This is a genomic window from Bacillus sp. MYb209, assembly GCF_002975175.1.
Lineage (GTDB): Bacteria > Bacillota > Bacilli > Bacillales > Bacillaceae_G > Bacillus_A.
Genome location: NZ_PCNZ01000004.1, coordinates 61653 through 86698, shown reverse-complemented (window position 1 = coordinate 86698; position 25046 = coordinate 61653). Strand labels below are relative to the sequence as shown.

Annotated in this window: 23 protein-coding genes and 1 pseudogene; 17 read left to right on the top strand and 7 right to left on the bottom strand. The window is 33.4% G+C overall.

The genetic code is table 11. The annotated features are described in order from the left end of the window. Positions 1–133: 133 nt before the first annotated feature. Positions 134–3049: a collagenase ColA gene (colA, locus tag CQZ94_RS09565; RefSeq protein ID WP_105585218.1), complete on the top strand. Its 2916-nt coding sequence runs from the start codon at positions 134–136 to the stop codon at positions 3047–3049. Between the two features lie 33 nt (positions 3050–3082). Here the strand turns inward: colA and CQZ94_RS09560 are convergent, their stop codons facing one another. Then, complete coding sequence (locus tag CQZ94_RS09560) at positions 3083–3586, bottom strand: GNAT family N-acetyltransferase (protein ID WP_105585217.1); 504 nt, start codon at positions 3584–3586, stop codon at positions 3083–3085. A 255-nt stretch (positions 3587–3841) separates the two neighbouring features. Between CQZ94_RS09560 and CQZ94_RS09555 the strand changes: the two genes are divergently transcribed. The 7 genes from CQZ94_RS09555 (at position 3842) to CQZ94_RS09525 (ending at position 9027) form a co-directional block, all read left to right on the top strand. Beyond that, positions 3842–4240, top strand: a complete 399-nt coding sequence (locus CQZ94_RS09555) for a DUF2871 family protein (RefSeq protein ID WP_002033617.1) — start codon at positions 3842–3844, stop codon at positions 4238–4240. A gap of 137 nt (positions 4241–4377) precedes the next feature. Next, positions 4378–5769 carry an FAD-binding oxidoreductase gene (locus CQZ94_RS09550; protein ID WP_105585216.1) on the top strand — a complete coding sequence of 464 codons (1392 nt, stop codon included), beginning with the start codon at positions 4378–4380 and terminating at the stop codon, positions 5767–5769. A gap of 6 nt (positions 5770–5775) precedes the next feature. Then, positions 5776–6123 carry a DUF4260 domain-containing protein gene (locus CQZ94_RS09545; RefSeq protein WP_105585215.1) on the top strand — a complete coding sequence of 116 codons (348 nt, stop codon included), beginning with the start codon at positions 5776–5778 and terminating at the stop codon, positions 6121–6123. A gap of 25 nt (positions 6124–6148) precedes the next feature. After that, the gene (locus tag CQZ94_RS09540; protein ID WP_105585214.1) at positions 6149–6685 is read left to right on the top strand and encodes a GrpB family protein; all 537 of its coding nucleotides are present in this window, start codon (positions 6149–6151) and stop codon (positions 6683–6685) included. Between the two features lie 187 nt (positions 6686–6872). Beyond that, positions 6873–7478: an FMN-binding negative transcriptional regulator gene (locus CQZ94_RS09535; RefSeq protein WP_105585213.1), complete on the top strand. Its 606-nt coding sequence runs from the start codon at positions 6873–6875 to the stop codon at positions 7476–7478. A gap of 245 nt (positions 7479–7723) precedes the next feature. Then, positions 7724–8836: a response regulator aspartate phosphatase gene (locus tag CQZ94_RS09530; RefSeq protein ID WP_105585212.1), complete on the top strand. Its 1113-nt coding sequence runs from the start codon at positions 7724–7726 to the stop codon at positions 8834–8836. Next, positions 8836–9027: a Phr family secreted Rap phosphatase inhibitor gene (locus CQZ94_RS09525; protein ID WP_002165311.1), complete on the top strand. Its 192-nt coding sequence runs from the start codon at positions 8836–8838 to the stop codon at positions 9025–9027. The genes CQZ94_RS09530 and CQZ94_RS09525 overlap by 1 nt, the downstream gene beginning before the upstream one ends. 729 nt (positions 9028–9756) lie before the next feature. On the opposite strand, the gene CQZ94_RS09520 is transcribed toward CQZ94_RS09525, so the two are convergent. The 3 genes from CQZ94_RS09520 to CQZ94_RS09510 all read right to left on the bottom strand — a co-directional run bounded on the left by CQZ94_RS09520 (position 9757) and on the right by CQZ94_RS09510 (position 12826). Beyond that, positions 9757–11223, bottom strand: a complete 1467-nt coding sequence (locus tag CQZ94_RS09520) for a protein adenylyltransferase SelO (protein ID WP_105585211.1) — start codon at positions 11221–11223, stop codon at positions 9757–9759. Positions 11224–11451: 228 nt separating this feature from the next. Continuing rightward, entirely contained in the window at positions 11452–12450 is a 999-nt protein-coding gene (locus CQZ94_RS09515) for an NADP-dependent oxidoreductase (RefSeq protein ID WP_105585210.1), read from the bottom strand. A 31-nt stretch (positions 12451–12481) separates the two neighbouring features. Then, positions 12482–12826, bottom strand: a complete 345-nt coding sequence (locus CQZ94_RS09510) for an ArsR/SmtB family transcription factor (protein ID WP_105585209.1) — start codon at positions 12824–12826, stop codon at positions 12482–12484. A 557-nt stretch (positions 12827–13383) separates the two neighbouring features. Here CQZ94_RS09510 and CQZ94_RS09505 point away from each other — a divergent pair. Beyond that, complete coding sequence (locus CQZ94_RS09505; RefSeq protein ID WP_105585208.1) at positions 13384–15003, top strand: FAD-dependent oxidoreductase; 1620 nt, start codon at positions 13384–13386, stop codon at positions 15001–15003. Positions 15004–15079: 76 nt separating this feature from the next. Beyond that, entirely contained in the window at positions 15080–15253 is a 174-nt protein-coding gene (locus CQZ94_RS09500) for a hypothetical protein (protein WP_242235446.1), read from the top strand. On the opposite strand, the gene CQZ94_RS09495 is transcribed toward CQZ94_RS09500, so the two are convergent. Then, complete coding sequence (locus CQZ94_RS09495) at positions 15245–15757, bottom strand: DUF3916 domain-containing protein (protein WP_105585207.1); 513 nt, start codon at positions 15755–15757, stop codon at positions 15245–15247. The genes CQZ94_RS09500 and CQZ94_RS09495 overlap by 9 nt on opposite strands. Then, positions 15750–16601, bottom strand: a complete 852-nt coding sequence (locus tag CQZ94_RS09490; RefSeq protein WP_105585206.1) for a LysR family transcriptional regulator — start codon at positions 16599–16601, stop codon at positions 15750–15752. Before CQZ94_RS09490 ends, CQZ94_RS09495 begins: the two co-directional genes overlap by 8 nt. Positions 16602–16713: 112 nt before the next feature. Here CQZ94_RS09490 and CQZ94_RS09485 point away from each other — a divergent pair, with 112 nt between their 5' ends. Next, positions 16714–17940, top strand: coding sequence for an MFS transporter (locus CQZ94_RS09485; protein WP_105585205.1), 1227 nt, complete (start codon positions 16714–16716; stop codon positions 17938–17940). A 94-nt stretch (positions 17941–18034) separates the two neighbouring features. Here CQZ94_RS09485 and CQZ94_RS09480 read toward each other — a convergent pair whose 3' ends face one another. Then, positions 18035–18262, bottom strand: coding sequence for a hypothetical protein (locus CQZ94_RS09480; RefSeq protein ID WP_105585204.1), 228 nt, complete (start codon positions 18260–18262; stop codon positions 18035–18037). 270 nt (positions 18263–18532) lie between these two features. Here CQZ94_RS09480 and CQZ94_RS09475 point away from each other — a divergent pair, with 270 nt between their 5' ends. The 6 genes and pseudogenes from CQZ94_RS09475 (at position 18533) to CQZ94_RS09450 (ending at position 24918) form a co-directional block, all read left to right on the top strand. Further along, on the top strand, positions 18533–19660 hold the full coding sequence (locus CQZ94_RS09475) for a serine hydrolase domain-containing protein (RefSeq protein WP_105585203.1): 1128 nt from the start codon (positions 18533–18535) through the stop codon (positions 19658–19660). A 300-nt stretch (positions 19661–19960) separates the two neighbouring features. After that, complete coding sequence (locus CQZ94_RS09470) at positions 19961–21118, top strand: agmatine deiminase family protein (protein WP_105585202.1); 1158 nt, start codon at positions 19961–19963, stop codon at positions 21116–21118. 175 nt (positions 21119–21293) lie between these two features. Then, positions 21294–21713: pseudogene (psiE, locus tag CQZ94_RS09465) on the top strand (phosphate-starvation-inducible protein PsiE). A 189-nt stretch (positions 21714–21902) separates the two neighbouring features. Continuing rightward, the gene (locus tag CQZ94_RS09460) at positions 21903–22835 is read left to right on the top strand and encodes a bestrophin family protein (protein WP_105585201.1); all 933 of its coding nucleotides are present in this window, start codon (positions 21903–21905) and stop codon (positions 22833–22835) included. Positions 22836–23064: 229 nt separating this feature from the next. Further along, positions 23065–24054 (top strand): agmatine deiminase family protein, encoded by a 990-nt coding sequence (locus CQZ94_RS09455; RefSeq protein WP_105585435.1) that lies wholly within the window; start codon positions 23065–23067, stop codon positions 24052–24054. Positions 24055–24096: 42 nt separating this feature from the next. After that, a complete protein-coding gene (locus CQZ94_RS09450; protein WP_105585200.1) occupies positions 24097–24918 on the top strand; it encodes a MerR family transcriptional regulator in 822 nt (273 codons plus the stop codon). Positions 24919–25046 lie beyond the last annotated feature (128 nt).

Below are 25046 nucleotides of genomic sequence, written 5' to 3'. Positions count from 1 at the left end.
GAAGTCAAGAATCGATGTTACTTTAAATAGATAAATGTGTAAACGTTTTCAAAGTTTTTCTCAATACATAATAAATAGTCAGAATAGTAAAATAATGGAGTGGGACACTAAAAAATGTAAGGTAGGGGAGAGTATGAAAGGCTATTCGAAAAAAATGTTAGTAGGGGTAAGTTTTGCTAGTTTACTGTTAGGTAGCTTTCAAGGGAACATATCGGCAGAGGATACTAAGGGGGAACAAGTTTCTTATCGCAATGTGCTCAAAATGGAGCCGGTTGGTGTACAACTGCCAGTGCAAGAATTAGCTCATTCATCGAAAGTGCTCGAAAGCAAGTCTTTTGAGAAAAGGCTACAATTTGCTGATTTATCGCAAAGACCGCCTGAAGTAAAAAAGGAAAGTAAGCAATTAGCTGTGGCGAAAACTTATACAATTGCTGAATTAAATCAATTAAGTAATCAGCAGTTAGTAGATTTGCTCGTAACAATTGATGGGGAACAAATTACGGGGCTATTTCAGTTTAATAAGGACAGCCTTGCATTCTATCAAAATGATAGTAGGATGCAGGCGATTATTGATAAATTGAAGCAGCAAGGACAAGCTTATACGAAGGATGATTCAAAAGGGATTGAAACGTTAGTAGAGGTATTGCGCTCTGGGTTTTATTTAGGGTTTTATAATGCAGAATTAAGTAAACTTAATGAGCGGAGCTATCATGACAAGTGCTTGCCTGCATTGAAATCGATTTCCCAAAACCAAAATTTCAAACTCGGTACGTTAGAACAAAATAAAGTTGTATCATCATATGGGAAATTAATAGGAAACGCTTCTAGTGATGCGGAAACGATTTCATCAGCTGCGAACATTTTCAAGCAATATAATGATAATCTTTCTACATTTATAGATAATCGTTCATCAGGTAATGCAGTGTACGATATTATGCAAGGTGTCGATTATGATATTCAGTCGTATTTGTACGATACGAATAAAGCACCGAAAGATACAATGTGGTATCAAAAAATAGATAGTTATATTAATGAGTTAAGTAGATTTGCGTTAATGGGAACGATTACAGCGAAAAACGGATGGCTTATTAATAATGGGATCTATTATACAGGTAGACTCGGTATGTTCCATAGTACAGGGACGAAAGGATTGCAAGTTGTAACAGATGCGATGAAAATCTATCCTTATTTAGGTGAGCAATATTTCGTAGCAGCTGAGCAAATTACGACGAATTATGGCGGGAAAGATGCAAATGGTAACGTTGTTAATTTAGATCAAATACGAGAAGATGGGAAGAAAAAGTATTTGCCGAAAACGTATACATTTGATGATGGAGCAATTGTTTTAAAAGCTGGAGATAAAGTGACAGAAGAAAAAGTAAAACGGTTATATTGGGCGGCAAAAGAAGTGAAGGCTCAATTCCATCGTACTGTGGAAAGTGATCAGCCTTTAGAAAAAGGGAATCCTGATGATGTATTAACGATGGTTATTTACAATAGTCCAGCTGAATATCAATTTAACCGTCAATTGTACGGATATGAAACGAATAACGGCGGCCTTTATATAGAAGGAACAGGTACGTTCTTTACTTATGAACGTACACCCGAGGAAAGTATTTATAGTTTAGAAGAATTGTTCCGACATGAGTTCACGCATTACTTACAAGGTAGATATGAAGTGCCAGGACTTTGGGGACAAGGTAAATTATATGAAAATGAGAGATTATCTTGGTTTGAAGAAGGGAATGCTGAGTTTTTTGCAGGGGCAACGAGAACGGATAATGTTGTACCGAGAAAGAGCATTATAGGAGGACTATCTTCAAATCCAGCAGAACGTTATACGGCAGAGCGAACGTTAGATGCAAAGTATGGAACGTGGGATTTCTATAATTATTCCTTCGCTTTACAATCATATATGTACAATAAGAGATATGATATGTTTGACAAAATTCATGACCTTATTAGGAAAAATGATGTGACAGCATATGATGCATACCGCTCTGCTTTAAGTAAAGATGCAAATTTAAATAAAGAGTATCAAGACTATATGCAAATGTTAGTAGATAATCGTGAGAAATATAATGTGCCACTCGTGTCAGATGATTATTTAGCAACTCATGCACCGAAACCAGTTTCGGATATTGCGGCAGAAATTACAGCGGAAGCGAAATTAAATAATGTATCAGTAAAGAAAAATAAATCACAGTTCTTTAATACATTTACACTGCAAGGAACGTATACAGGTACTGCTGCAAAAGGAGAAAATGAAGACTGGAAAACAATTACGCAAAACGTTAATGATACGTTAAAACGTTTAAGTGCAAAAGAATGGACAGGCTATAAAACAGTAACAGCTTACTTTGTGAATTACCGTGTAAATGCATCAGGGCAATTTGAGTATGACGTTGTGTTCCACGGCATTAACACAGAAGAAGGTGCAGTGAATAAAGTGCCAGTTGCGGTTATAAATGGTCCGTATAGCGGAAATGTGAATGAAGCAATCTCGTTTAAAAGCGATGGATCAAAAGATGAAGATGGGAAAATTGCTTCTTATAAATGGGAGTTTGGCGATGGTACTGTAAGTAGTGAACAAAATCCAACTCACGTATATACAAATGAAGGAACATATACAGCGAAATTAACAGTAACAGATGATAAGGGAGCAGCTAATACGAATACAACAAGCGTGACAGTTCAAAAGAAAGAAGATAACAGTGTAGAACAAGAGCCAAATAATTCATTTAAAACAGCGAATAAACTGCAGTTAAATCAAGTTTTACGTGCTAGTTTAGGAAATGGTGATACAAGTGATTACTTTGAAATAAATGTAGAAATTGCGAAAAACCTTCAAATTAATGTAACGAAGGAAAATAATATCGGAGTAAACTGGGTGCTTTATTCAGAAGCAGATTTAAATAATTATATTACGTATGCTCAGCCGCAAGGGAATAAATTAGTAGGCAGCTACTATACGTATCCAGGGAAGTATTATTTACATGTATATCAGTATGGTGGGGGAACAGGGAATTATACGGTAGAAGTGAAATAGTAAAAGGGTCGCCGTGAATGGCGACCTTTTTTATTATGCGTTATACCCAAATAATTTTAGATCTTCTCCTGAGTCTGAAATTATTTTTTCGAATCGTAATCCTACTTTTTCTAAAAGCTTTCCTGAAACAGTGTTATCTATAGAAGTAATTGCTACAATTCGTTTCATTCCTAGCTTCTGTACACCGTATTCCATTACAGCAGAAGCTGATTCATAGCCGTATCCTTTCGAACGGAATTTTTCTAAAAAGGCAAATCCGATATCAACGTCTTCTAACGAGTCTCTTTTAATAAGACCGCACATACCAAGTGGAGTAAGATCTTCTTTTCGTTCTACTAAGTAAAGACCAAATCCAATTTTGTTATACATAGCGATTGGGCCGTTTAAAATATAATTTTTAGCATCTTCTAAGTTTCTAACCCCTTTATCGCCAATAAACTGAATCCATGCAGGATCATTTACTAACTCGAGAATAAACGGAGCATCTTTTACGTCGAACCAGCGAAGAGTGAGTCGTTCAGTTTCAAGAACTATCAATCTATTGCACCACCTTTAAAAGTTATAACAATTAGTATGGATTGTGCAAAATAAAAGTGCAAGTTATTTTAATTGATCTCTACTTGTTCACATAAAGTTCGATTGTTTTGTATAGAAGGATATTTTATAATTAGGATTGATTGTAAAGAGTGAGATACTTATACAATGACTCTTAGGAAACTAGGAGTTTTTACTATATAACTATCATTATTATTAAATATAACACACTACACATTCTACTTAAGGAGGTACATAATGAAGAAATTATATAATGCATCGTTTACTTATTTAATCATTGGTTTATTGTCAGGGATATTCGCTAGGGAGTATGGAAAATATAAAGGGATTCTAGGATCTACACTATTAAATCTTTTGCATACACACACTCTCGTACTTGGATTTTTCTTCTTTTTAATTGCTTTAGGATTAGCAAAAGTATTTGCGTTTCATGAAGTGAAAGGATTTAATAACTGGTTTATCTTACATAATATTGCGTTAACATTAATGTTAGGCTCGCTGGCAGCGAGAGGGCTTCTTCAATTAAATGGAGCGGACTTTAAAGGGTTAACTTATATTGTAGGTTTCTCTCACTCAATGATGGCATTTACTTTAGTTTGGTTTATGATTTTATTGAAGAAATCGTCTAAAATCTAGTTTTATAAAAAAGATCTTGTAGGGAATACTGCAAGTTCTTTTTTTATATGAAATTATATGAATCTTACTATTCTGATTATTTTGTATAAAAATGGTATAATTATTGTGGAGTAAATAATATAAAAGGGGAGCTCGTTATGGAAATAACAATTGAACGTTTAGTAAATGAATTAAAGGATGTACTTCCTGAAGAGCAAGTAGTGGTTAATAAGACAGTTAGAGAGTTACATAGTAAAGATGAATCTTACCATACTAGTAGTTTACCTGATGTAGTTGTTTATCCAAAGACGGCTGAGGAAGTTAGCGAGATTATGAAAGTAGCGAGTCAGCATGGAAAGGCTGTCGTTCCATTTGGAGTGGGCTCCAGCTTAGAGGGGCATATAATTCCGTATGAAAAGGGGATTACGGTTGATTTTTCATTAATGAACAAAATACTTGAAATAAGAGAGAAAGATTTTCTTGTAAAAGTACAACCGGGGGTGACTCGTTCTCAGCTCAATAAAGAATTGAAAAAGTATGGCTTATTTTTTAGTGTAGATCCAGGTGCAGATGCAACATTAGGAGGAATGGCTGCTACGAATGCGAGCGGAACGACAGCGGTTAAGTATGGCGTAATGCGTGATCAAGTTCGGGATTTAGAAGTGGTACTTGCTGATGGACAAGTGATACATACTGGCAATTTAGCGGCGAAGTCATCATCAGGTTATCATTTAAATGGTATTTTCGTAGGATCAGAAGGTACGCTTGGATGCTTTACAGAGCTAACATTAAAAGTATACGGCATACCAGAACATGTTATGGCTGCGAGAGCATCGTTTCCAACTATAAATGATGCAGTAGAAGCTGTTATTAATATACTGCAAGCTGGTATTCCAATTGCGAGAATAGAACTTGTTGATGAACTATCTATGAAACAAGTAAATCATTATAATGAAACAAATTACAGAGAAGAACCAACACTGTTTTTAGAGTTTCACGGAAATGAAGCAGGGCTAACGCAAGATATTGAATTTACGAAGGAAATTGTTTTTGATCATAAATGTAAAGAAGTTGCTTTTGAAACTGAAACAGCGGCGAGAAATAAATTGTGGGATGCAAGACATAACTTAGCTTATTCTTACGTTCATAGTTATTCAGGTAAAAAGCTAATGAGTACGGATGTTTGTTTACCAATTTCAGAATTAGCTGGTGCCATACAACATGCGAAAGAGACATTAGATAAAGTTGGTCTTGTTGGTGGTATTCTTGGTCATGTAGGAGACGGGAATTTTCACGTGCTCTTAATGGTTGATCCAAATGATAAAGATGAAGTGAAAAAAGCGGATGAAATAAATGAAAGTATCGTTCTGTATGCTCTTAAGCGTGGCGGAACGTGCACAGGAGAGCACGGCGTTGGAATAGGGAAGCAGAAGTATCAAGAAGAAGAACATGGGGCTGCGCTTTTAGTAATGGAAAAAATAAAGAAAGCTCTTGATCCGCAAAATATTTTAAATCCGAATAAAATTTTTAAGTTAAAAGATAAGGAATGATGAAGTTTGGAGAAACGAATTATACACTTTGAAGGATTGGTCGTCTTATTAGCTGCGGTTTATATATATGCATTATGTGGATTTAGCTGGCTATTATTTATCGTATTACTTTTTGCGCCTGATTTAGCGATGGTGGCGTACGCTATTAACAAACGTGTAGGTGCACAAATTTATAATCTATTTCACACATACATCATATCAATATTACTTGTTTTAATAGGGGTCTATTTTAAGGTGGATACAATTTTAATGGTTGGTTTAATATGGACAGCACATATTGGGATGGATCGAATGCTTGGGTATGGATTGAAGTATGAGACTGATTTTAAGGATACTCATATTCAGAGGTTATAAAAGTGATTTAAGAAGGAGGGATCAATTGAAACGATTTATTACTATTGAGAAATATAATACACAATGGGATAGTGAATTTTGTAAATTACAGACGTTTATTAATAACGTAATGGGAGAACACATTTTTTCTATAGAGCACGTTGGGAGTACATCCGTTAAAGGGCTTACTTCTAAACCAATATTGGATATAGATGTTGTAATAGAAGATTATGATGTTTTTCCAAAAGTAATAAAGAACCTTGAAAAGATAGGTTATTTTCATCAAGAAGAGTGGAGTTTTAAAGGGAGAGAAGCTTTTGGGAGAAAGAATCAATATGTTCCGAGGGATGGAAAGTATACAATTTGGATGGAACATCATTTATATGTATGTGATAAGAATAGTGAAGAGTTAAGAAGGCATGTAGTATTTCGGGATTATCTTCGTGAACATCCAGATGTTGTTATTGAATATGGGAAGTTAAAGAAAGAGTTAGCAGAAACGGCGGAAAATCGCTCAAGTTATAGCTTGGGTAAAACGGAATTCATTGAAGCTGTATTAGAAAAAGCTATGAAGGATAGTTGAATAAGGGAGTTTGGATCAATAAAAAAATTGACTAAGGTGGCAGAAATTATATAATGCCACCTATTATTTTTGAAGAAGAGGTTTTATTATATGCACTGACCTTATAAAACAATTACAATCTGTCCCTGCCAAATAATAAATTACATAAATATAATGGGAAATAAGAAGACAAGAAAAGGGGAAGTTTATGTATATACCAAAATATTTCACTATACAAGATGAAGAGACGAAGTACGAAATTATTGAACAAAATGGTTTTGCAACTTTATTTTCTCAACATAACGGAGCACCATATGCAACACATTTGCCGTTATTGTTAGATCGAGAAGCTCGCATTTTATATGGTCATTTTGCACGTTCAAATGAGCAGTGGAAAGATAGTGGAAATCAACAAGTGTTAGCTGTTTTTCAAGGGCCACATAGTTACATCTCTCCGTCATGGTATGAAACAAATAAAGCAGTACCAACATGGAACTATGTTGCGGTGCATGTATATGGAGAGTTAGAAATTGTTGAAGATGAACAGGAATTAATAGATTCTCTTCAAGATTTAGTACATAAATATGAAAATCCAAAGAGCACCTACTCACTGAATGATGTAGATCCGAATTATATTGAAGGATTAAGTAAAGGTATAGTTGGTTTTAAAATTAAGATTAGCAAGATAGAAGGAAAAGCGAAGTTAAGTCAAAATCATTCTGTGGAGAGACGAGGATTAGTTATAGAAGAACTTGAGAAGGTTGGGAGTGAAGGGAGTAGGGGGATTGCAGGGTTGATGAAGAAGGGTGTTTAAAATAATGGTGGAGTGTGAATACACATTTATAAAGTGTTAATATATTGTATTTATAGATTTTTATAGTGATTTAGACGCTGTATTTATGGGTGGCAATTTTCTTTAGTGTTTTAAAAAAATTACAGCATGTGATTAATTTAATGGATTTAATGTTAAATAAATGTTGAGAAATATTAATGAGATATTTATATCTTAATATCTATTTGTTATTATTTATGTGAGAATATTCAAAAAAAGGGGATCTTATGAACATTCCAGTGAAGGGAAGCGAACAGGTTACAAAGCAACTTAATGAATGGTATCAAGCAATGTTACAACAACAATTGTCAAAAGCAACTAATTTAAAACAAGAAATTGATAAAAATATTGATGTTTTGAAACAAGAATCAAATAAAATGTTGCAAGAACAAAATTTATTATATTATTTCTTACTAGATTTTCGTTATAAAACGCTTGTTGATAGATTTAGTATCACAAAGAGAAGCTTTGACGAAATAGATTCTTTTAAAATTCCGACGGATGGTTTCTTATCTTATTATTACCATTTTTGTAAAGCGGTATATGCTACTATACTTAAAGATTATAAAGAAGCGAAAAAATATTATGAAAAAGCCGAGTTTTTTTTGAAAGACGTTCCAGAAGAAATCGAACAAGCTGAATTTCAATCTAAGTTAGCCTTATTCTATCATAATAATAATGAACCACTTTTAGCTATTCACTATGCAACTATTTCAAAAGATATCTTCTCTAAACACCAAGGTTATGAAAGTAATACTGCTTCTTGCGAAAATACTATTGGAATGAGTTGTGTATCTCTAAAACAGTTTGAACAGGCCGAGGAACATTTAAATTCTGCATTAAATTTATTACAAAAAAATAATGAAGAAAGATTAATTTCATTCGTGCGGCACAACTTAGGGTGGCTATATGCAAATCAAAACCTTTCTGAATTAGCTATCCGTCACTTATCAGAAGTAACAGAGAACATACCTAATCATTTCAAAGCTGTTTTTTTACAAGCTAGGGAATATTCTAAGTTAGGTGAAACAAATGTATCTTCTACCCTTATTGAAAAAGGATTGGAACTTTGTTCAGAAGTAGAGAATGAAGAATATACACATCATTTCAATATTTTAAAAACATTAAATAATAATGTGACTATCGAGGAATTAAAAAGGGTAATTGTTACAGGGATTTCTTATTTCAAAGAAGAGAATCTTTCTTATTATGTAGAAGAATATGCTGAGGTGATGGCAGCTAGGTTATATGAGGTATGTGATTATAAAACGTCTAGTGAATATTTTTGTTTAAGTCTTGAAGCAAGAAAAACAAATTTAGCTAAAGGGGCGTTAAAATAATGAAGAAACTGAGTTTAATGGTAATGAGTTTAGCTGTTACAGGTATTACAGTTTTTACGATAAATACTACTCCAAAGATTCAACAAACAGCAACCGCAAATACTGTCGTCAATAAGTTACAATCGACTCACGGAGAAGGGTGGTCTCCAACGAGACCTGAGTTAGTATACTTAGAGGGAAGACAACTCTAAAGTATTATTTTAAGAGTGCTAGCTTTAGTTGATATTATTTACTGGCTTGTAAACATTAAAGGTTTACAAGCCAGTTTTTTTTGTTAGAGCTACCTTCACATTATGTTGAAAGTAATCCGTCATAATTTTAAAATATTGTAATGAATTTTAATAAAAGATTGTTGAGGAATATAGTGAAGATATTGGAACATGCAAATTCTCATTAGTGATATTAAAATGGATTCATTCTCTTCTCCTTTATTTTTTATCAATATTTGTACAATAGCTGGATTTTTATATTCGAGAATAGTTGTTCCTTATCGATGTACCTGGATATAATAAGAAAAAATGAAGATTGAATAGAAGAATTTTAATAGAACAGTTACCAAGTTAACGCATTAGGAAAGAAATAGGTAGGAAGTAAAGAGCTCTCCTTTGTTCGTGACAGCTTGTTTGGTGTATGTACCTTTTTCGCATGGGAGGAAATTGATAGAGGTGATAATATACAACTGTAATCACATAGAATATGCTAACGATATGTAATACATAAAAGAAACGCAAACTAGAGTATTAAATTACGTTTTTTTACAAGATGGAGAAAAAAGTAGAGAAGGTGTTTTTATACGAAAACACCTTTTCTATTTATAATGTACCTTTATGAAAAATAACGAATCGTGTACTTGAATTTAGTGGGAATTACACTAATAAATAATACAATTAGGAGCAGAAAAACAGTCTTAGTGCTCTAAATCACGTCCCGCAAAAAGTCCTATAAGGACGATTAGTCGGCGCAGGAGGTGTACAGTAATTCGCTTGTTCTGGAGAATATTCATAAGGATTTGCTAAAGTTTCAAGAAGTTTCTCCATTACGCTATAGTCTCCATCTTTAACAGCTGCTTCTAGTGCTTCTTCTACTCTGTGGTTCCTGGGGATGATTACTGGGTTGTTATTTTTCATTAATTTGTATGCATCATCTTTCGATTCTTTTTGTCTTTCTAACCGAGATTGCCATAGCTCGTACCATTCTTTAAATTCAGGACTTTCAAATAAAGGTGTATTTTCTAATGTAGTGTCAGTTAATGCACGGAATGTATTTGTATAATCTGCTTTATATTTTTCCATTGCTTTTAAAAGTTTCTCAATAAGTGATTGATCTTGCTCTTCATTGCTAAATAGTCCTAATTTCTTCTTCATTCCGAGGAACCAATTGTTTTCGTACTGCACGCTGAACTTTGAAATTTCATCTTGTGCAATCTTTAGCGCTGCTTCTTCATCTTCGTGTAGAATCGGCATTAAAGACTCAGCTAATCGTGCAAGGTCCCATGCAGCCATATACGGCTGATTTCCAAATGCGTAGCGGCCCTTTACATCAATAGAGCTAAATACTGTTCCTTGGTCATAACTATCCATAAAGGCACAAGGACCGTAATCAATCGTTTCACCGCTAATCGTTATATTGTCAGTATTCATTACGCCGTGAATGAAGCCGACGAGTTGCCATTTGGCGATGAGGCTGGCTTGTTTCTTAATAACTTCTTGTAGTAATGAAACGTATGGATTTTCAGTAGATTCAATTTCTGGATAATGTCTTTTTATCGTATAGTCAGCTAACGCTTTGAGATCCTCGATTGAGCCGCGAGTAGCGGCATATTGGAATGTTCCAACGCGTATATGACTGCTTGCAACTCTAGTTAAAATAGCTCCAGGTAGCTTTGTTTCGCGATATATTGGTTCGCCAGTTGAGACTACTGCTAAGCTACGAGTTGTGGGAATATCAAGCGCGTACATCGCTTCACTAATAATATATTCACGTAGCATCGGACCGAGCGCAGCACGGCCATCACCACGGCGAGAGTATGGAGTTGGACCGGAACCTTTCAGCTGAATATCAAAGCGTTCGCCTGAAGGAGTAATTTGTTCTCCAATTAAAAGGGCACGGCCATCTCCTAACATGTTGAAATGACCAAATTGGTGTCCAGCATATGCTTGAGCTAGCGGGTGAGCTCCTTCTGGAATTGCATTACCAGCGAGAATAGCAATTTCAGCTTCCTTTTTTAGTTCCTCAGGATTAAAGCCAAGAGATATTGCCAATGAGTTATTTAGTTTAATTAACTCCGGTGAGCTTACAGGAGTTGGGGGGATTTCTGTATAAAATGATTGTGGTAATGTAGTATAACTAGTATTTAAATTCCAACCAGCTTCATTATTTTTAGTCATTTTATCTCCTCCTTTTTATTATGTATTTGTACTTATGTATTCTTTGCAAGCTTAACTAAAAGTATTATATGGAATCTCCCCTTGCAATCTATTGTAAAGACTTCATTACACGGTGTCTATTTAACAGCAAATACAAAAACTCCATTTTTCAAAAAGATTGATCAAAATGGAGTTTTGTTATCATTCATTATTGAGCGAACTACATAGTAAACTTGCTTTGTTTAATTATTATTTGATTTTTACAATTATTTTACCTTTTGCTCTTCCAGACTCCGAATATTCCATTGCTTTTTGAGCATCTTCAAAAGGAAAAACTCGATCGATTATAGGTTTGATTTTTCCGGATTCAATATAGTTTGCAATTATACGTAATTGATCCCCACTTGGCTTCATAAATAAAAACGAATATTGAGAATTATGCTTTTTTTCAAGGGTAGTAAGTTTATTACTTGCTAATGAAAATAAGAGAGTTTTAAAAAATCCTGAACCAAATTCTTTACCGAAGCGAGCATTCGGTATTCCTGAAACGGAAACAATTTCCCCTCCGCTTTTTATAATATCGAATGATTTTTCAAGGGTTTTCCCGCCGATTGTATCAAATACAGCATCATAATTTTTTAGTATATCTTCAAATTTCTCTGTTTTGTAATTAATAATTTCATCTGCACCAAGAGATTTTACTAAATTCGCCCCAGCTTCACTAGCAGTCGTTGCAACAGTAGCACCCATTATTTTTGCTAACTGAATAGCGAAAGTACCGACACCACCGGATCCAGCGTGAATCAAAATCTTTTGTCCTTTTTGTAATTGCATGATGTCATGTAATGCTTGATATGATGTTAAGCCAACAAGTGGAATCGAAGCAGCTTCCTCAAAACTTAAATTTTTTGGCTTTAAGGCTATATCATCCTCATGAATGGCTATATATTCCGCAAAAGTACCGATTTTACCTTTTCTTGGACGTGCATATATTTCATCACCAACTTTAAAGCGGGTCACTTTTGCTCCAACCTTTACGATGACACCGGAAAAGTCATTCCCAAGGATTAGGGGCATTTTATATTTAAGCAACATCTTCACTTTTCCATCGCGTATTTTAAAATCAATTGGGTTAATACTAGCTGCATGAATTTCTGCGAGCACCTCATACTCATTTATTTCAGGAGTGGGCATCTCTGTCATACGCATTGGGACTTTCCCATATTTATCAATTACCATTGCTCTCATTTCCTATACCTCCAAATACCGTATCCTTATTTCAATAAAAGTTTTGCATTAGCTTCTCAATATCTAATACAAGATTTTTTAATAAACCTAATTTTGTACGTATATCAATATAATAAAAGTTTTTTGTACCTTCTTTTCGCATTAAAATAATACCGGCTTCTCGTAAAATTTTAAGGTGATGTGATACTGCTGGTCGAGAAAGGTGTGTTTGTTTAGTGATTTCTCCTACACGTAATCCTGTTTGACATTCCGTTTTCATTAGAACTAACAAAATAGCTTGACGTGTTTCATCACCAATTGCTACTAATACTTTTTGACAATCAATAAAATCTTCTTTAATAATATTTAACTGTTCTTGTTTATTCATTTCAATCACTGTACCTCCAATAATTAGTCGAAAGGTTTAAGATGATGAACCATTACATCGATACGGTAATGCTACATGATTGTTGTATGAGGTGCAATATTGAGAAAGAAAATCGAGACGAATCAATTTTTAGATAATGAAAATCATGAAGCATTTATTATAGGGAATAGAAAAGGATTAGAAGATTTACGTAATACAATGGATGAAGTTTAAAAAATAGAAAATGATCTAACAATGCTTCGTCTATAGATGGTGAAGGTTATGAAGTATTAGTCGCTATGGTATCTATATTTAATGAAGAATCCCCCTAAAATTAAACTTAGGGGGATTCACAAATTTATAATCATAAGATATTTTTTAATGTCTACTTTAGAAGGCTCTTCTTATTTTTCCATTTTATACATACATAATTTTCGAGATTATAGAGGTATAAAATGACAAAAGTAATTTGGGGAGTAATCTATCTATATGGTAATTCAAAATGAAATATAAGTCTATATTTTTGTTGTTTTTTTGATTATATTTATGTCACTGAGCTCAGAAGAATATATGTGGAGGGAAAATATATGAAATCAAAACATGTACCAGTTTTAATTGTTGGAGGGGGATTATCAGGATTATCGTCTGCGTTATTTCTTGGAAAACAGAACATTGAGTACTTACTTATTGAAAGGCATCCGTCTACTGCAATTCATCCGAAAGCAGGCGGGATTACTTTTCGTACGATGGAGTTATTTCGAGAATTAGGTCTAGAAAAAAGAATTCGATTAGCTGGTAAAGCATTAGAGAATTGTCACGGGAGAATTGCGGTTCAAACAATAGCTGAGGTGAAGAATGAAGAGTTGGAACAAATAAGGGTGGCACAGTATGAAAATAACGAAAAGTTAGTTCGTAAAGTGGAAGAGATTAGCCCATCAAAACAAACTGCTTGTTATCAAATTACTTTAGAAGAGATGATGTTGCAAGAAGCACAGAGATTAGGCGGGAAGCTATCTTTTTATCATGAACTAGTTTCTTATGAGCAAAATGGAAACGGAGTAATAGCAACGATTCGAAATCGTGAAACGAAAGAAGAGAGCATGATTCATTGTGATTATGTAATTGCAGCGGATGGGGCGAAAAGTAACATACGTGAAGAGTTAGGGATTTTAACCGAGGGCCGCGGTACAATCGGTGGTTATTATATGAACATATATTTTGAAGCTGATTTGAGTGAATTTATAAAAGGGGACGCATTTGGTTTTACGATGATACGACATCCAGAAGTGCTTGGTGCACTTATTCCGGTTGATAACGTAAGGAAATGGATTTATCATGTAGCTTATGATCCAATAAAAGGAGAGAGACCAGAGGATTTCTCTATAGAACGCTGTAAACAAATTATTCAAACTGCAATCGGTAGCACAAATATTGAAACGGAAATATTAAGTGTTTTACCGTGGGAAGCGACTGAAAGTACTGCGACAAAATTTCAAGCCAATCGCATCTTTTTAGTTGGTGACTCGGCACATATTATGCCGCCAACAGGAGGATTCGGTTCAAATACAGGAATACAAGATGCACATAATTTAGCTTGGAAATTAGCGGCTGTTTTAAAAGGGAAAGCAAATCCAAAATTGTTAGCAACGTATCATGAAGAGAGATATCCTGTTGCAAAATTAACGACGGACCATGCAAGTAGTATATTATTTCGTGCTGCGGGTAGAGATGAAAGTAATTTGAGTAATATGGATAGTTTAGCTGTTACTGTTGGCTATCAGTATTCTTCAGAAGCAATTATAGAAGAATACAATACTCCGCATAGAATGGATATAGTAGATTTGAACGGACGCCCGGGAACACGCGCACCACATTTTTTGGGGATTTATGAAGGAAAGGAAGTTTCTATACTTGATCTATTCGGTAGCAACTTTGTGTTACTTACTGGGGCAGAGCCTAGTGTTTGGACTGAAGCGGCACATGACGTTTCATCTGAATTAGGAGTAAGTATAAAAGTATATCGGGTTGGTTTAAGTGGAGACTTTGTTGCTCAAGAAAATGTTTTTAGTGAATTATATGGGATAGGGCATGAAGGAGCTATAGTAATTAGACCAGATGGCTTTATTGGATGGCGTACGGAAAAAGCGGTAGTAAATCCAGATGTAGTACTTAAAGAGGTAATTAAAAATTTGTTATGTAATTTTTAAGTAATTAAGGAAGTGTTGTCTTATACAGAAGACAACACTTCCTATCTATATAAAAACAAAATGGACGGTTAGTAAAATGACAGAAAAGACATTAACGAGAAATGTTGTTTTGGATGCAGCGGAAAAAGAATTAATACAATACGGATGGAGTAGGACGAAACTTGTTAGTATTGCAAAATTGCTTGATGTTAGTGTTGTTTATATAGAGTGCTACTATTATCGAATCGTGGATATAATTGTATTATGTTAACTCTCCAATGAACAAAATTTCTCCTTCATCATAAAATCCATCTTCATTATTAATTATCTCTTGGAAATGCAATGTTTGGACGTTGTTAGAAATTGATATTCTCCATTCATGCCCAAAGTCGGACGCATTTGAAAGTGGAATCCATTTTTGAAATTCGTTATCTCTATTGAAAAAATTGTGAAAGTATTCATCGGTTTTAAATATGATGATTTGTGAGTGCCATAAGCTTGCTACAGTGATTAAAACAATGACTCGATATGTATTTGTATCGTTCGGTTTTATTGTCATTAATTGATTCGCTTGATTTAATAAGGTTTGAATGCACAATCGCTTTACTTTCTTAGGTGTTTTACTAGAATCGATAAAAGTTTGTGAGACTGGTAAAGGGATGTGCCAGGATTCACAGTTATAGAAAGTAGATGGAAAGGCTTTAGTAGCGTCTTCAATTCTTTTTATAAGAGTTTTTGTTCTTCGCCCCATACCGCGTATTTTCTTTTCACGCATTGTTGATCATCTCCGTAAATTCTTGTAAGGCAGCTGAGTGAAAAATATCTTTTCGAGTAATAAAGGTAGTAGGAACCTTTTTAAAGTTATTTGGTAATGTATTTAAAGATAAACCATGTTCGTAATCGGGAATAATAGATTTCATCATAATAGCCGCGCCCATACCTGATTTTACACATGCAAGTATTGCTTCAATTGTTCCAAACTCTAGTAATCTTTTAGGTGAGATTCCTTCTTCTTGCAACCAGTTTTCTAATAGTCTTCTATAATAGCAACCGTGACTAAAAGCGAGTAAATTCATTTCGCCTAGTTCTTTAAGGGAAGATAAAGGGTTCTTGCTAATGAGAATTAATTCTTCTTCGCGAAATAAAATTGTATGAAGTCCAGTGTGCTGAATATTTCCAGCGATAAGAGCCCCGTCCAGTTTTCGCTCTAAAACGAGCGTAGTTAGTTGGTCTGTCGTATTTGTTTCTAAAATGAATTCGACTTCTGGAAATTTTTCGTAATAAGTCGTTAATATAGAAGGGAGGTGAACGGCCGTTGTAGATTCTGTACACCCGATTTTTAACGTTCCTTTCGGATGGGTTCCATTACTTTGAACAGCTTTAATGGATTGATCCATTAAGTGGATGATTTGTTTTGCATATGTTAATAAAATTTCTCCGTTAGAAGTTAAAGTAACGCCTTTTCCGTTTCGATAAAATAAAGGCACACCTAATTCGTTTTCTAGTTGTTTTATGCGCATCGTTACGCCAGATTGTACATAGTTTAAATTTTTAGCGGCGTGAGATATATTTCCTTCTCTCGCTACTTCGTAAAAAACAGTTAAATCTTTAATGTCCACATATCATCCCTCCGAAAAAGGTATCAATTTTTTTGATGGATTCTATTCTTAATGTTTATTTTACATGATATCAGAACCTCCATACAATGAAAGGGATATGGGGGAGATAACGTTGATAAGTGAAGAAAAAATTGAAAGGTACGGTAGTTCTAATAAATGGATCATGTTAGCTTTGGCAACGGTAGCACAGGCAAGTGCAACACTTATAACATATGGCGTAGGGGTGTTCGCTTTATTTTGGAAACAAAAATATGCACTTTCGAATATGCAAGTTGGTTTGTTAATAAGTGCCGTGAACATTGGTCCACTTTTTTGTATGCTTTTTGTTGGAAGGTTGCTTGATCGATATAACGAAAGAATATTAATTGGAGCGAGTTCTGTGTTACTTGGAGGGGCACTTTTACTTGTTCATACGGCAAGGGGATTTATTGGGCTGTTATTTGTCCTTCTTTTAATAGGGACTTTTTATAGCGTATCCCAGCCAGGGGGAAGTAAAGTAATCTTGAAATGGTTTCCGAAAGAAATACGTGGATTAGCTATGGGAATTAGGCAAGCTGGTATACCTATTGGCGGAGCGTTCGCAGGAGTAATAATCCCTTTGCTTACAATTAAATTTAGTTTAGCTTATACGATAAATGTTATTGCAACTATATGTATAGTAAGCGGGTTATTGTTTTTCATATTTTATAGGGAATCGTACGCCCGGGAACACACTAGCCAAGAAAATGTAAGTCTGTCTTTTTGGACACAGTTAAAAAAGGTGATATATAAAAATGATCTGTATCCAATTTTAATTACGGGTATTTGTATGATTTCTTTGCAAATGATATTAGTCGGACATTTTATGAAATTTTTAGCTGTTGAAAAATCGATAACACCTATTTTAGCAGGGGAAGTATTTTCGGTTATGCTATTTGCAGGAATGATAGGCCGAATTATATTAGCTACAATAAGTGATACATATTACAAAGGGGATCGTCATACACCTTTATTAATAACTGTATGTATTTCTTTTTGTTTAATTTTAGTTACTGTAATGAATATACACACAATGATGATTGAAGCATTATTTGTGGTAAGTGGACTGTTAGGGTTCTTTTCAATCGGTTGGTTTAGTCTTTTTATGGTTGAAGTTGCTGAGTCTGCAAGTGAGGAATTGATAGGCCTAACAGTGAGTTTTGCGCTTACACTTAATCAAATTGCTATTATCCTTGCACCTGCTTTGTTTGGTTATATAGTAGATGGAAAAGGCTACACATATGCATGGATGGGTATAGCTGCATTACTAAGTATCTCAGCGGTAAGTTTATGTAAAAGTAAAAGAATATTAAAAATGTAAATCTTTTATGAAGAAAATCTAAAGAAATGTCGTGGGAGTGACATTTCTTTTTTAATATGTTGTATAATCAAGTTATAAATGAGATTCGTTTTCATTAGCGTTCATTTCCTCTTTTGAAGTTACCTGTAATTTTAGCCATAATAAGTTGTTTTTCTTTTTCATTATTTGCCCGAGTTATTTTGTTTAAAAATTTTTCAACGTCATTTCCTTTTAAAATCATAATCTGTTTTCTGTAATATTCGATTATAACTATGTTATTTTTTGTTACTCGATAATGAAACATCAAATCATCTAAACGATTGCGTTTATCAGTATTTTTCAAATTAACACCTCCATTCTTGTTAATGTGTAGCGAATGTTACATAAGAAATTGAAATTCAAGTTGGATGCATCCGATTGTAAGGTGGAAATTTTACAAAAAAGAAATACAATAGAGAGTAGTCAAAATTTGAGTGTGAGAAAAAGGAATCTAGTGTAATATGATGAATGATAGATAGATGATATAATTATAAAATGTTTAGAAATTAATAGATATAGAATAGGAATAGAATGGAAAAGTATAAAGTGAAACTGGATAAAAGAGGGTCCCTATATGTTTAAGAAATGGCTAATTGTTTTCTTTATTTTTGCTATTTTTTGTGGGAGTGTCGCTGCTCTCATACATGCAAATAAAGATAAGAAATATAATTTAAAGTCCTTTTCAGGTTATAAGAATAAATTTGAAAATGATAAACCGAAAGTCGATGCGAATCAACAAAAACGTTATGAGATTGCAGCAGCAAAACTAGATCAATATTTAAAAGATAAAGGATTTAATGGAACGGTTCTCGTAACAGATAAAAATAATGTAGTTTTACGAAAAGGCTACGGGTATGCGAATGTACAAGATAAAGTTTTAACAACGCCAAGTACAAAATATCGTATCGGTTCCATTACAAAAACAGTAGTTGCAATATCTATATTGCAGTTAAGAGAAAAAGGAAAATTAAATATAGAAGATAATGTGAATAAATATATTCCGTCATTTCCAGCAGATAAAAATATTACATTGAGAAATTTGCTAACGCATACTTCGGGGTTACCAGATCAGGGACAAGGTAGTGTTGATGCGGCGTCACGTTTAAAGTTAGTAACATGGATTGGAGCGCAAAAGTTGCAATTCCCTGCAGGGACAGGATGGAAATATACAGATTATAATTATATGGTACTTGCGTATATTGTAGAAAAGTTATCGAATAAACCGCTGGCTGAATATGTGAAAGAAAATATTTTTACTCCTGTTGGCATGCATGAATCTGGGATGGGGGCAACTTTCCCTGGAGATATGTTTTTAGCAGAAGGATATACGAAAAAAGATAATGAGTTAGTAGCTACGCCTCGTTTAAGAATGAATTGGCTATATGGTTGTGGTGAAATGTACACTACAGTTGATGATATGAAAAGGTTAGATGAGGCAATTATGGATGGTAAATTGCTTTCTAAACAAAGTTTATCAGATATGTTTACTGTATCACCTGCTAGAAAGTATGGATTTAGTTTCTATATTTACCCAGATTATTATCATAATCATGGGGTGTTAGCTGGTTGGAACACTTTTAATAATTTTAACTGGGATAAAAGAACATTTGTAATATTATTCTCTAACGTACAAAATGGTATGAATGATACATTTAATCAAGAGTTTAGGAAATTAGCGAATGATTTAATAGAAGGAAAATAATTATTTGAAAATCGGTATTGATATAAAATTATCAATACCGATTTTTTTATTTAGTAATGTTTTATTTAGTGAACAAGCAGGTATGAGAGGGGATTAATATTAGAATAAATTTATGAAGGAAGTTAAATGATATTAGTGTTAAATATAGGAAATGTATTTTGTGAATGTCATCTATTTGTATTGAAATAATGTGATTATCATGCGGAAGAATAATTGGTAATTTTTACATTGATGAAAAAGCTTGAGCTTCACACTATGTTAAACCTTACATTATTGTAGATATGAACAGGAGGTTGAAAAATGAAAAAAATAGTAAAGCTTTGTTTAATAGCTACATTATCTACAACGATTATTAGTGGATGTTCTTTTGAGGGGAATAATGAAAATGTCAAAGGGAAAGAGGATAAAAAAGTAGAGGTACAGAAAAACGCTGGAAAATATACGATGCCGGATGAAAAAGATAAACATGAAGGTACATGGCTACAATGGCCTCATGAATACACATATGGTCAAGAGTATAAACAAGAAGTCGAACCTATTTGGATTAAGATGGCAAGTGCTTTAACTGAGGGTGAAAAAGTCCACATTGTTGCATATGATGAGGAGGAGAAAGAGCGAATCAATAAGCTTTTAATAGATAAAGGGCTGAATATGGATAAAGTTGATTTCTTTATCGCTCCTACTGATGATGTGTGGGCAAGAGATAGTGGACCGATTTTTGTTTATGACAATAATAAAAATCTAAAAATATTAGATCCAGCATTTAATGGTTGGGGAAAGAAAACTCCATATAAAGATGATGCTCGTATACGTGAGAATGTTAGTAAACAATTAGGGATTGAAAGAATTGATTGGGGGAAATTTGTCCTTGAAGGTGGCGCAATTGAATTAGACAGCAATGGGACTGCTTTATTAACTCGAAGCGCAGTAACGAATAAAAATAGAAATCCTGATTTATCAGAAGAGGGAATTGAAAAATATATAAGTGACCTTGGGGTGACAAACTTTATTTGGTTAGATGGAGTGCCTAATTTAGATATTACTGATTTTCATATTGATGGATTCGCTAAATTTCATGGTAAATCTACAATCGTAACGATGGCAGAAGATGACTTGGCTGAATGGGGTTTGTCAAACAAAGATATGGATACATTGTTAGATGCAAAAAATGCTTCAGGAAAGAAATATAAGTATGAATACTTACCGCTTAGTAAAGATAAAGTTACTTTAGAAGGTGGAAAAACTCTTGATTATAAAGGATCGTATATCAATTATTATATTGGGAATAAAGTGGTATTGGTTCCTAATTATAATGATCCAAATGATAAAATCGCAAACGATACGATTCAGAAGTTATACCCAGATCGCAAAGTAGTGGGAATTGACGTGAGAGAACTTTATAAAAATGGCGGAATGATTCATTGTGTTACACAGCAACAACCGATTCAATTGAAGTAATCGATTATAGTTTCGTTATGTTGCTTTATAGACAAAATAGGTGAAATGCTATCTTTACTTATTTTGTCTTGTTTTAACATCTGTAATAAGAATGAAATGTATAATTTTAATGTAATGATAATTAAATAAAGTATATTGTCATTATTGTTTTATATGGAAAAGGAGAAAAATGTTTGTGTTAAAGAATTTTAAAAAAGTTTTTTCGTTGTTCCCTATCGTTCTACAGTACATTTTAAATGTTGCTTTGATCTGTTTGGGAATTGTTTTAAGTGTGTTTCTGATGAAAGAAGTTATTCAATTTATACAAGAACTGAAATTAAATAGTGAGGAATCTAGTTATCATTTGATTGATAGTATCGTCGTATTCTTTTTATATTTTGAATTCATCGTAATGATTATAAAGTATTTTTAAATGAACTTTCATTTTCCATTACGTTATTTTATATATATAGGTATTACGGCTATTGTTCGTCTAATTATTATAGACCATGATAGTCCAATGGATTCATTGTTATATGCTTGCGCGATTCTTGTATTAATTAGTGCTTTATTCATTGCAAATTCTAAAATAATACGTCGTGATTTAGAAGAGTGAACATTTGTTGTTTAAATCAAAAAAGATGTTTTATCTTTTGGTAAAAAGGAGTAACGGTATTGAAAGAAATAATCTTAACTAGTTTCATAATAATAGGGTTTATGATTCTACTATTTAATTGTATACTTTCATAATTTTTAAGATGAAAGAAAGCGTAAAATAGTAGTCAAGAAAGAGGTTTTGGTAAATATGGTTCATTACAATAATCAAAATAGTTTACATCAAATATTTACATTAAAGGGAACAGTTATAAGAGATATTTTCCCGCAGATTTTATTATATATATGCGCTTCAACGGTAGTAACTGTAATTAATTATTATTATGTAGCAATAAAAATGAATCAAACCCCTTGGGTAATTGTTGGAGGAGCTTTAGGTCTACTGTTAGTTTTTCGTACTAACACTGCCTATGATAGGTACTGGGAAGGTAGAAAGTTATTTGGCACGATTGGTGCTTGTACTAGAAATTTAGCAGTTAGTTTTTTATGTTATTGGGAGTCCGAAGGGAAAAAGACGGATCAGGAAAAACTAAAATTTTTACATCTATTAATTGCTTTTCCAAAGATAGCGAAAGGACATTTGAGAGATGAAAAAGATTTATCCGAAATAAAAGCATTGTTTGATATTTGTTCTGAGAAGGAAAGAGAAATGTTGACTGAGTCTATTCATTTACCGATTAGTATAGTTTTTATGTTAAAAACTATACTATCAAAAGGTTTGAAAACGGGTCAAATTCACCCAAATGCAATAATTAATATGGAAGATGATTTGAATACTCTGCTTACGGCTGTGGGTGGATGTGATCGGATCAAAACAACGCCTATTCCTTTTGCGTATTTTGCTCATATTAAAATTTTACTGCTCATATTTTGCGGGACTTTATCGATTGGTCTTGTTGATAGTCTTGGATGGTTTACAGTACTTGCAACTACGTTTATAAGTTTTGCATTTATAGGGATTGAAGCAATAGGGGTTGAAATTGAGGATCCATTTGGTCAGGATCCAAACGATCTTCCACTAGAAGGAATTTGTATAGGGGTAGAAACGCATTTAGTGAATTTATATAATCAAAACGCTCTATCAGAAGTAATGGATTTGAATCTTGATAAAAAAATCATCTAATCCTTCATTGTGTACGACGATTGAAATTTTAAAATCTTGTCAAGAGTCAGTTTACGGCTTAACGACGGCTTTATATTTTTTATATAAATATATAATATTTCTCCGTGCTATAATCCATTCATGAAATGTGCACGTTTCAAAAATTGTAATGAAAAGAGAAATGAATTGGGGAATAGTTGGCTTATTGAAAACAGTTATTCAATCATTATTAAAAAGCGAGGTAAATAATATGGAACAAAAACATAATGGAATTATTTTTACTGCAATACCAGATAAATCGAATGAATATTATCGACCATTTTATGAAGACATTATTTATTTTAATGAATACTTAAATGAAAATAAAGCATTTACCGATCAACTTATATCTTTATCTGTTGAAGAGCAAGACTTTCATACAAACTTTTTTGAGTATGATGATATTTGGCTAAGAGATGTTGCACCAGTTGTAACAAATCATCTAGTTAAATTCAAATATCAACCAAATTACTTACCGAAAGATCAAGGACGATATTTAGATCAACAATTTAATAAATGGTTGAAAAAGAACGACTTTGAATATGTGACATCTCCATTGATATTAGACGGTGGAAATCTTATTTGGAATAAAAAAGATACCGTTATATTAACGGAACGCATATTTGATGATAATTATGATTGGACGGAAGAAGAAATTATAGAGCAACTGGAATGGGATTTAGATGTGAGTCGGGTTATTATTATTCCTGCTGAAGAGGGAGATGTACTTGCACACGCAGACGGAATGGTTAAATTTATTGATGAACATATAATGTTTATTAGTGATTTTTTAGGGGATCATGAATTTAGATATAATGTTCAAGAGATTATTCAAGAGATTATTCAAGAGCAAATGCCAGAGGCTGAATTTATAGTTGTTCCTTCGTCATATACAGAGAAGGGGCAATACGATGAAGAGATAGCGTCAGCAAAAGGTTTATATATAAATATGTTAGAAACATGTGATACGCTTTACGTTCCTAAGTTTGGATTAGCTAAAGATGAGGAAGTTTTACGATATATTCAACAGCATACTGAGAAACAAGCTATTCAAATTCATGTAGGAGAAATATCGACAATGGGAGGCGCGATGAATTGTTTAACGTGGTATTGTCCTCTTCATTTGTTACCTTCAAATATGAAGAGATTGAAAAATCAGAATAAAGATTTTTCAATTAGGAAGATTTTTGATTGGTTTTAATTAATAAGTTTAAAAAAGAAAATGTATTCAAGGAGTATTTATATGTATACCATCACTGAGTTTTCTCGTATTTGTAAGATGAGTACGCGGATGTTAAGGCATTATGACAAAGAGGAGATATTAAAACCAGCATATGTGAATCCGGTAAATGGATATAGATATTATGAGCAAGGACAGCTAGAAATAGCATTGAAAATTAAAAAGCTGAGGGAGTACAAGTTTCCTTTACCGAAAATTAAAGTAATTCTCCAGTCGGCAGATCAAAATTCATTTATTAAACATATGCAAGCGCAAATTATAGAGTTGTCTCATGAGGTGAAACAAAATTTACAGGTTATTTCTGAAATGAATGAAATGGTAAGTATGAATAATGGTTTAAATATTGTTCGTCATAGAAGTTACGATATATTAATTGGAATGAGAAATGAAATAACGGTAATTGCTCAAAGATTACAAATAGATATAGATGATATGGATGATTATTTTTATGACTTATATGAAAAAGTACAAAAAAATAGCTTTCAAATAGTCGGTTCTCCATCCGTAGTTTTTTATGATAAAGAGTATATTCCAAATCACAGTGATATTGAATTAAGAATTCCGGTTATGAATGAAGACAATAGAGGCGTATTACAAGAGTGCGAAATAAAAAAGCTAAATCAGCATCAAATCGTTACTACTATGCATTATGGCAGCTATGACTATATAGGTTATGCTTATATGGCATTAGAAGAGTGGGTGGAAAGGAATGGCTATATAATAGATAGTTACCCATATGAAGTCTATATAAAGGGACCTGAATGTGATTGTTTAGTAGAGGAGTATGTTACACAAATTTGTTTTTTAGTTACGAAAATAGAATGAGAATAAGGATTGACATTAACATTATGTCAATCCTTATTCTATATACGTAAGCAATTTATCCCGCTATTTGCGGCAGTAAGACTCCCGCCTCAAAATTCGGCGAATGCGAGAGAGTTAGGTGGGAGTCG

Bases quoted from the DNA above. Each gene is read 5' to 3' on its own strand.
- CQZ94_RS09535 (WP_105585213.1), top strand. From the start codon at position 6,873: ATGTATATACCAAAATATTTCACTATACAAGATGAAGAGACGAAGTAC.
- CQZ94_RS09520 (WP_105585211.1), bottom strand. From the start codon at position 11,223: ATGACTAAAAATAATGAAGCTGGTTGGAATTTAAATACTAGTTATACT.
- colA (WP_105585218.1), top strand. From the start codon at position 134: ATGAAAGGCTATTCGAAAAAAATGTTAGTAGGGGTAAGTTTTGCTAGT.
- CQZ94_RS09475 (WP_105585203.1), top strand. From the start codon at position 18,533: ATGTTTAAGAAATGGCTAATTGTTTTCTTTATTTTTGCTATTTTTTGT.
- CQZ94_RS09455 (WP_105585435.1), top strand. From the start codon at position 23,065: ATGGAACAAAAACATAATGGAATTATTTTTACTGCAATACCAGATAAA.
- CQZ94_RS09515 (WP_105585210.1), bottom strand. From the start codon at position 12,450: ATGAGAGCAATGGTAATTGATAAATATGGGAAAGTCCCAATGCGTATG.
- CQZ94_RS09550 (WP_105585216.1), top strand. From the start codon at position 4,378: ATGGAAATAACAATTGAACGTTTAGTAAATGAATTAAAGGATGTACTT.
- CQZ94_RS09495 (WP_105585207.1), bottom strand. From the start codon at position 15,757: ATGCGTGAAAAGAAAATACGCGGTATGGGGCGAAGAACAAAAACTCTT.
- CQZ94_RS09460 (WP_105585201.1), top strand. From the start codon at position 21,903: ATGGTTCATTACAATAATCAAAATAGTTTACATCAAATATTTACATTA.
- CQZ94_RS09555 (WP_002033617.1), top strand. From the start codon at position 3,842: ATGAAGAAATTATATAATGCATCGTTTACTTATTTAATCATTGGTTTA.
- CQZ94_RS09500 (WP_242235446.1), top strand. From the start codon at position 15,080: ATGACAGAAAAGACATTAACGAGAAATGTTGTTTTGGATGCAGCGGAA.
- CQZ94_RS09525 (WP_002165311.1), top strand. From the start codon at position 8,836: ATGAAGAAACTGAGTTTAATGGTAATGAGTTTAGCTGTTACAGGTATT.
- CQZ94_RS09505 (WP_105585208.1), top strand. From the start codon at position 13,384: ATGAAATCAAAACATGTACCAGTTTTAATTGTTGGAGGGGGATTATCA.
- CQZ94_RS09530 (WP_105585212.1), top strand. From the start codon at position 7,724: ATGAACATTCCAGTGAAGGGAAGCGAACAGGTTACAAAGCAACTTAAT.
- CQZ94_RS09450 (WP_105585200.1), top strand. From the start codon at position 24,097: ATGTATACCATCACTGAGTTTTCTCGTATTTGTAAGATGAGTACGCGG.
- CQZ94_RS09470 (WP_105585202.1), top strand. From the start codon at position 19,961: ATGAAAAAAATAGTAAAGCTTTGTTTAATAGCTACATTATCTACAACG.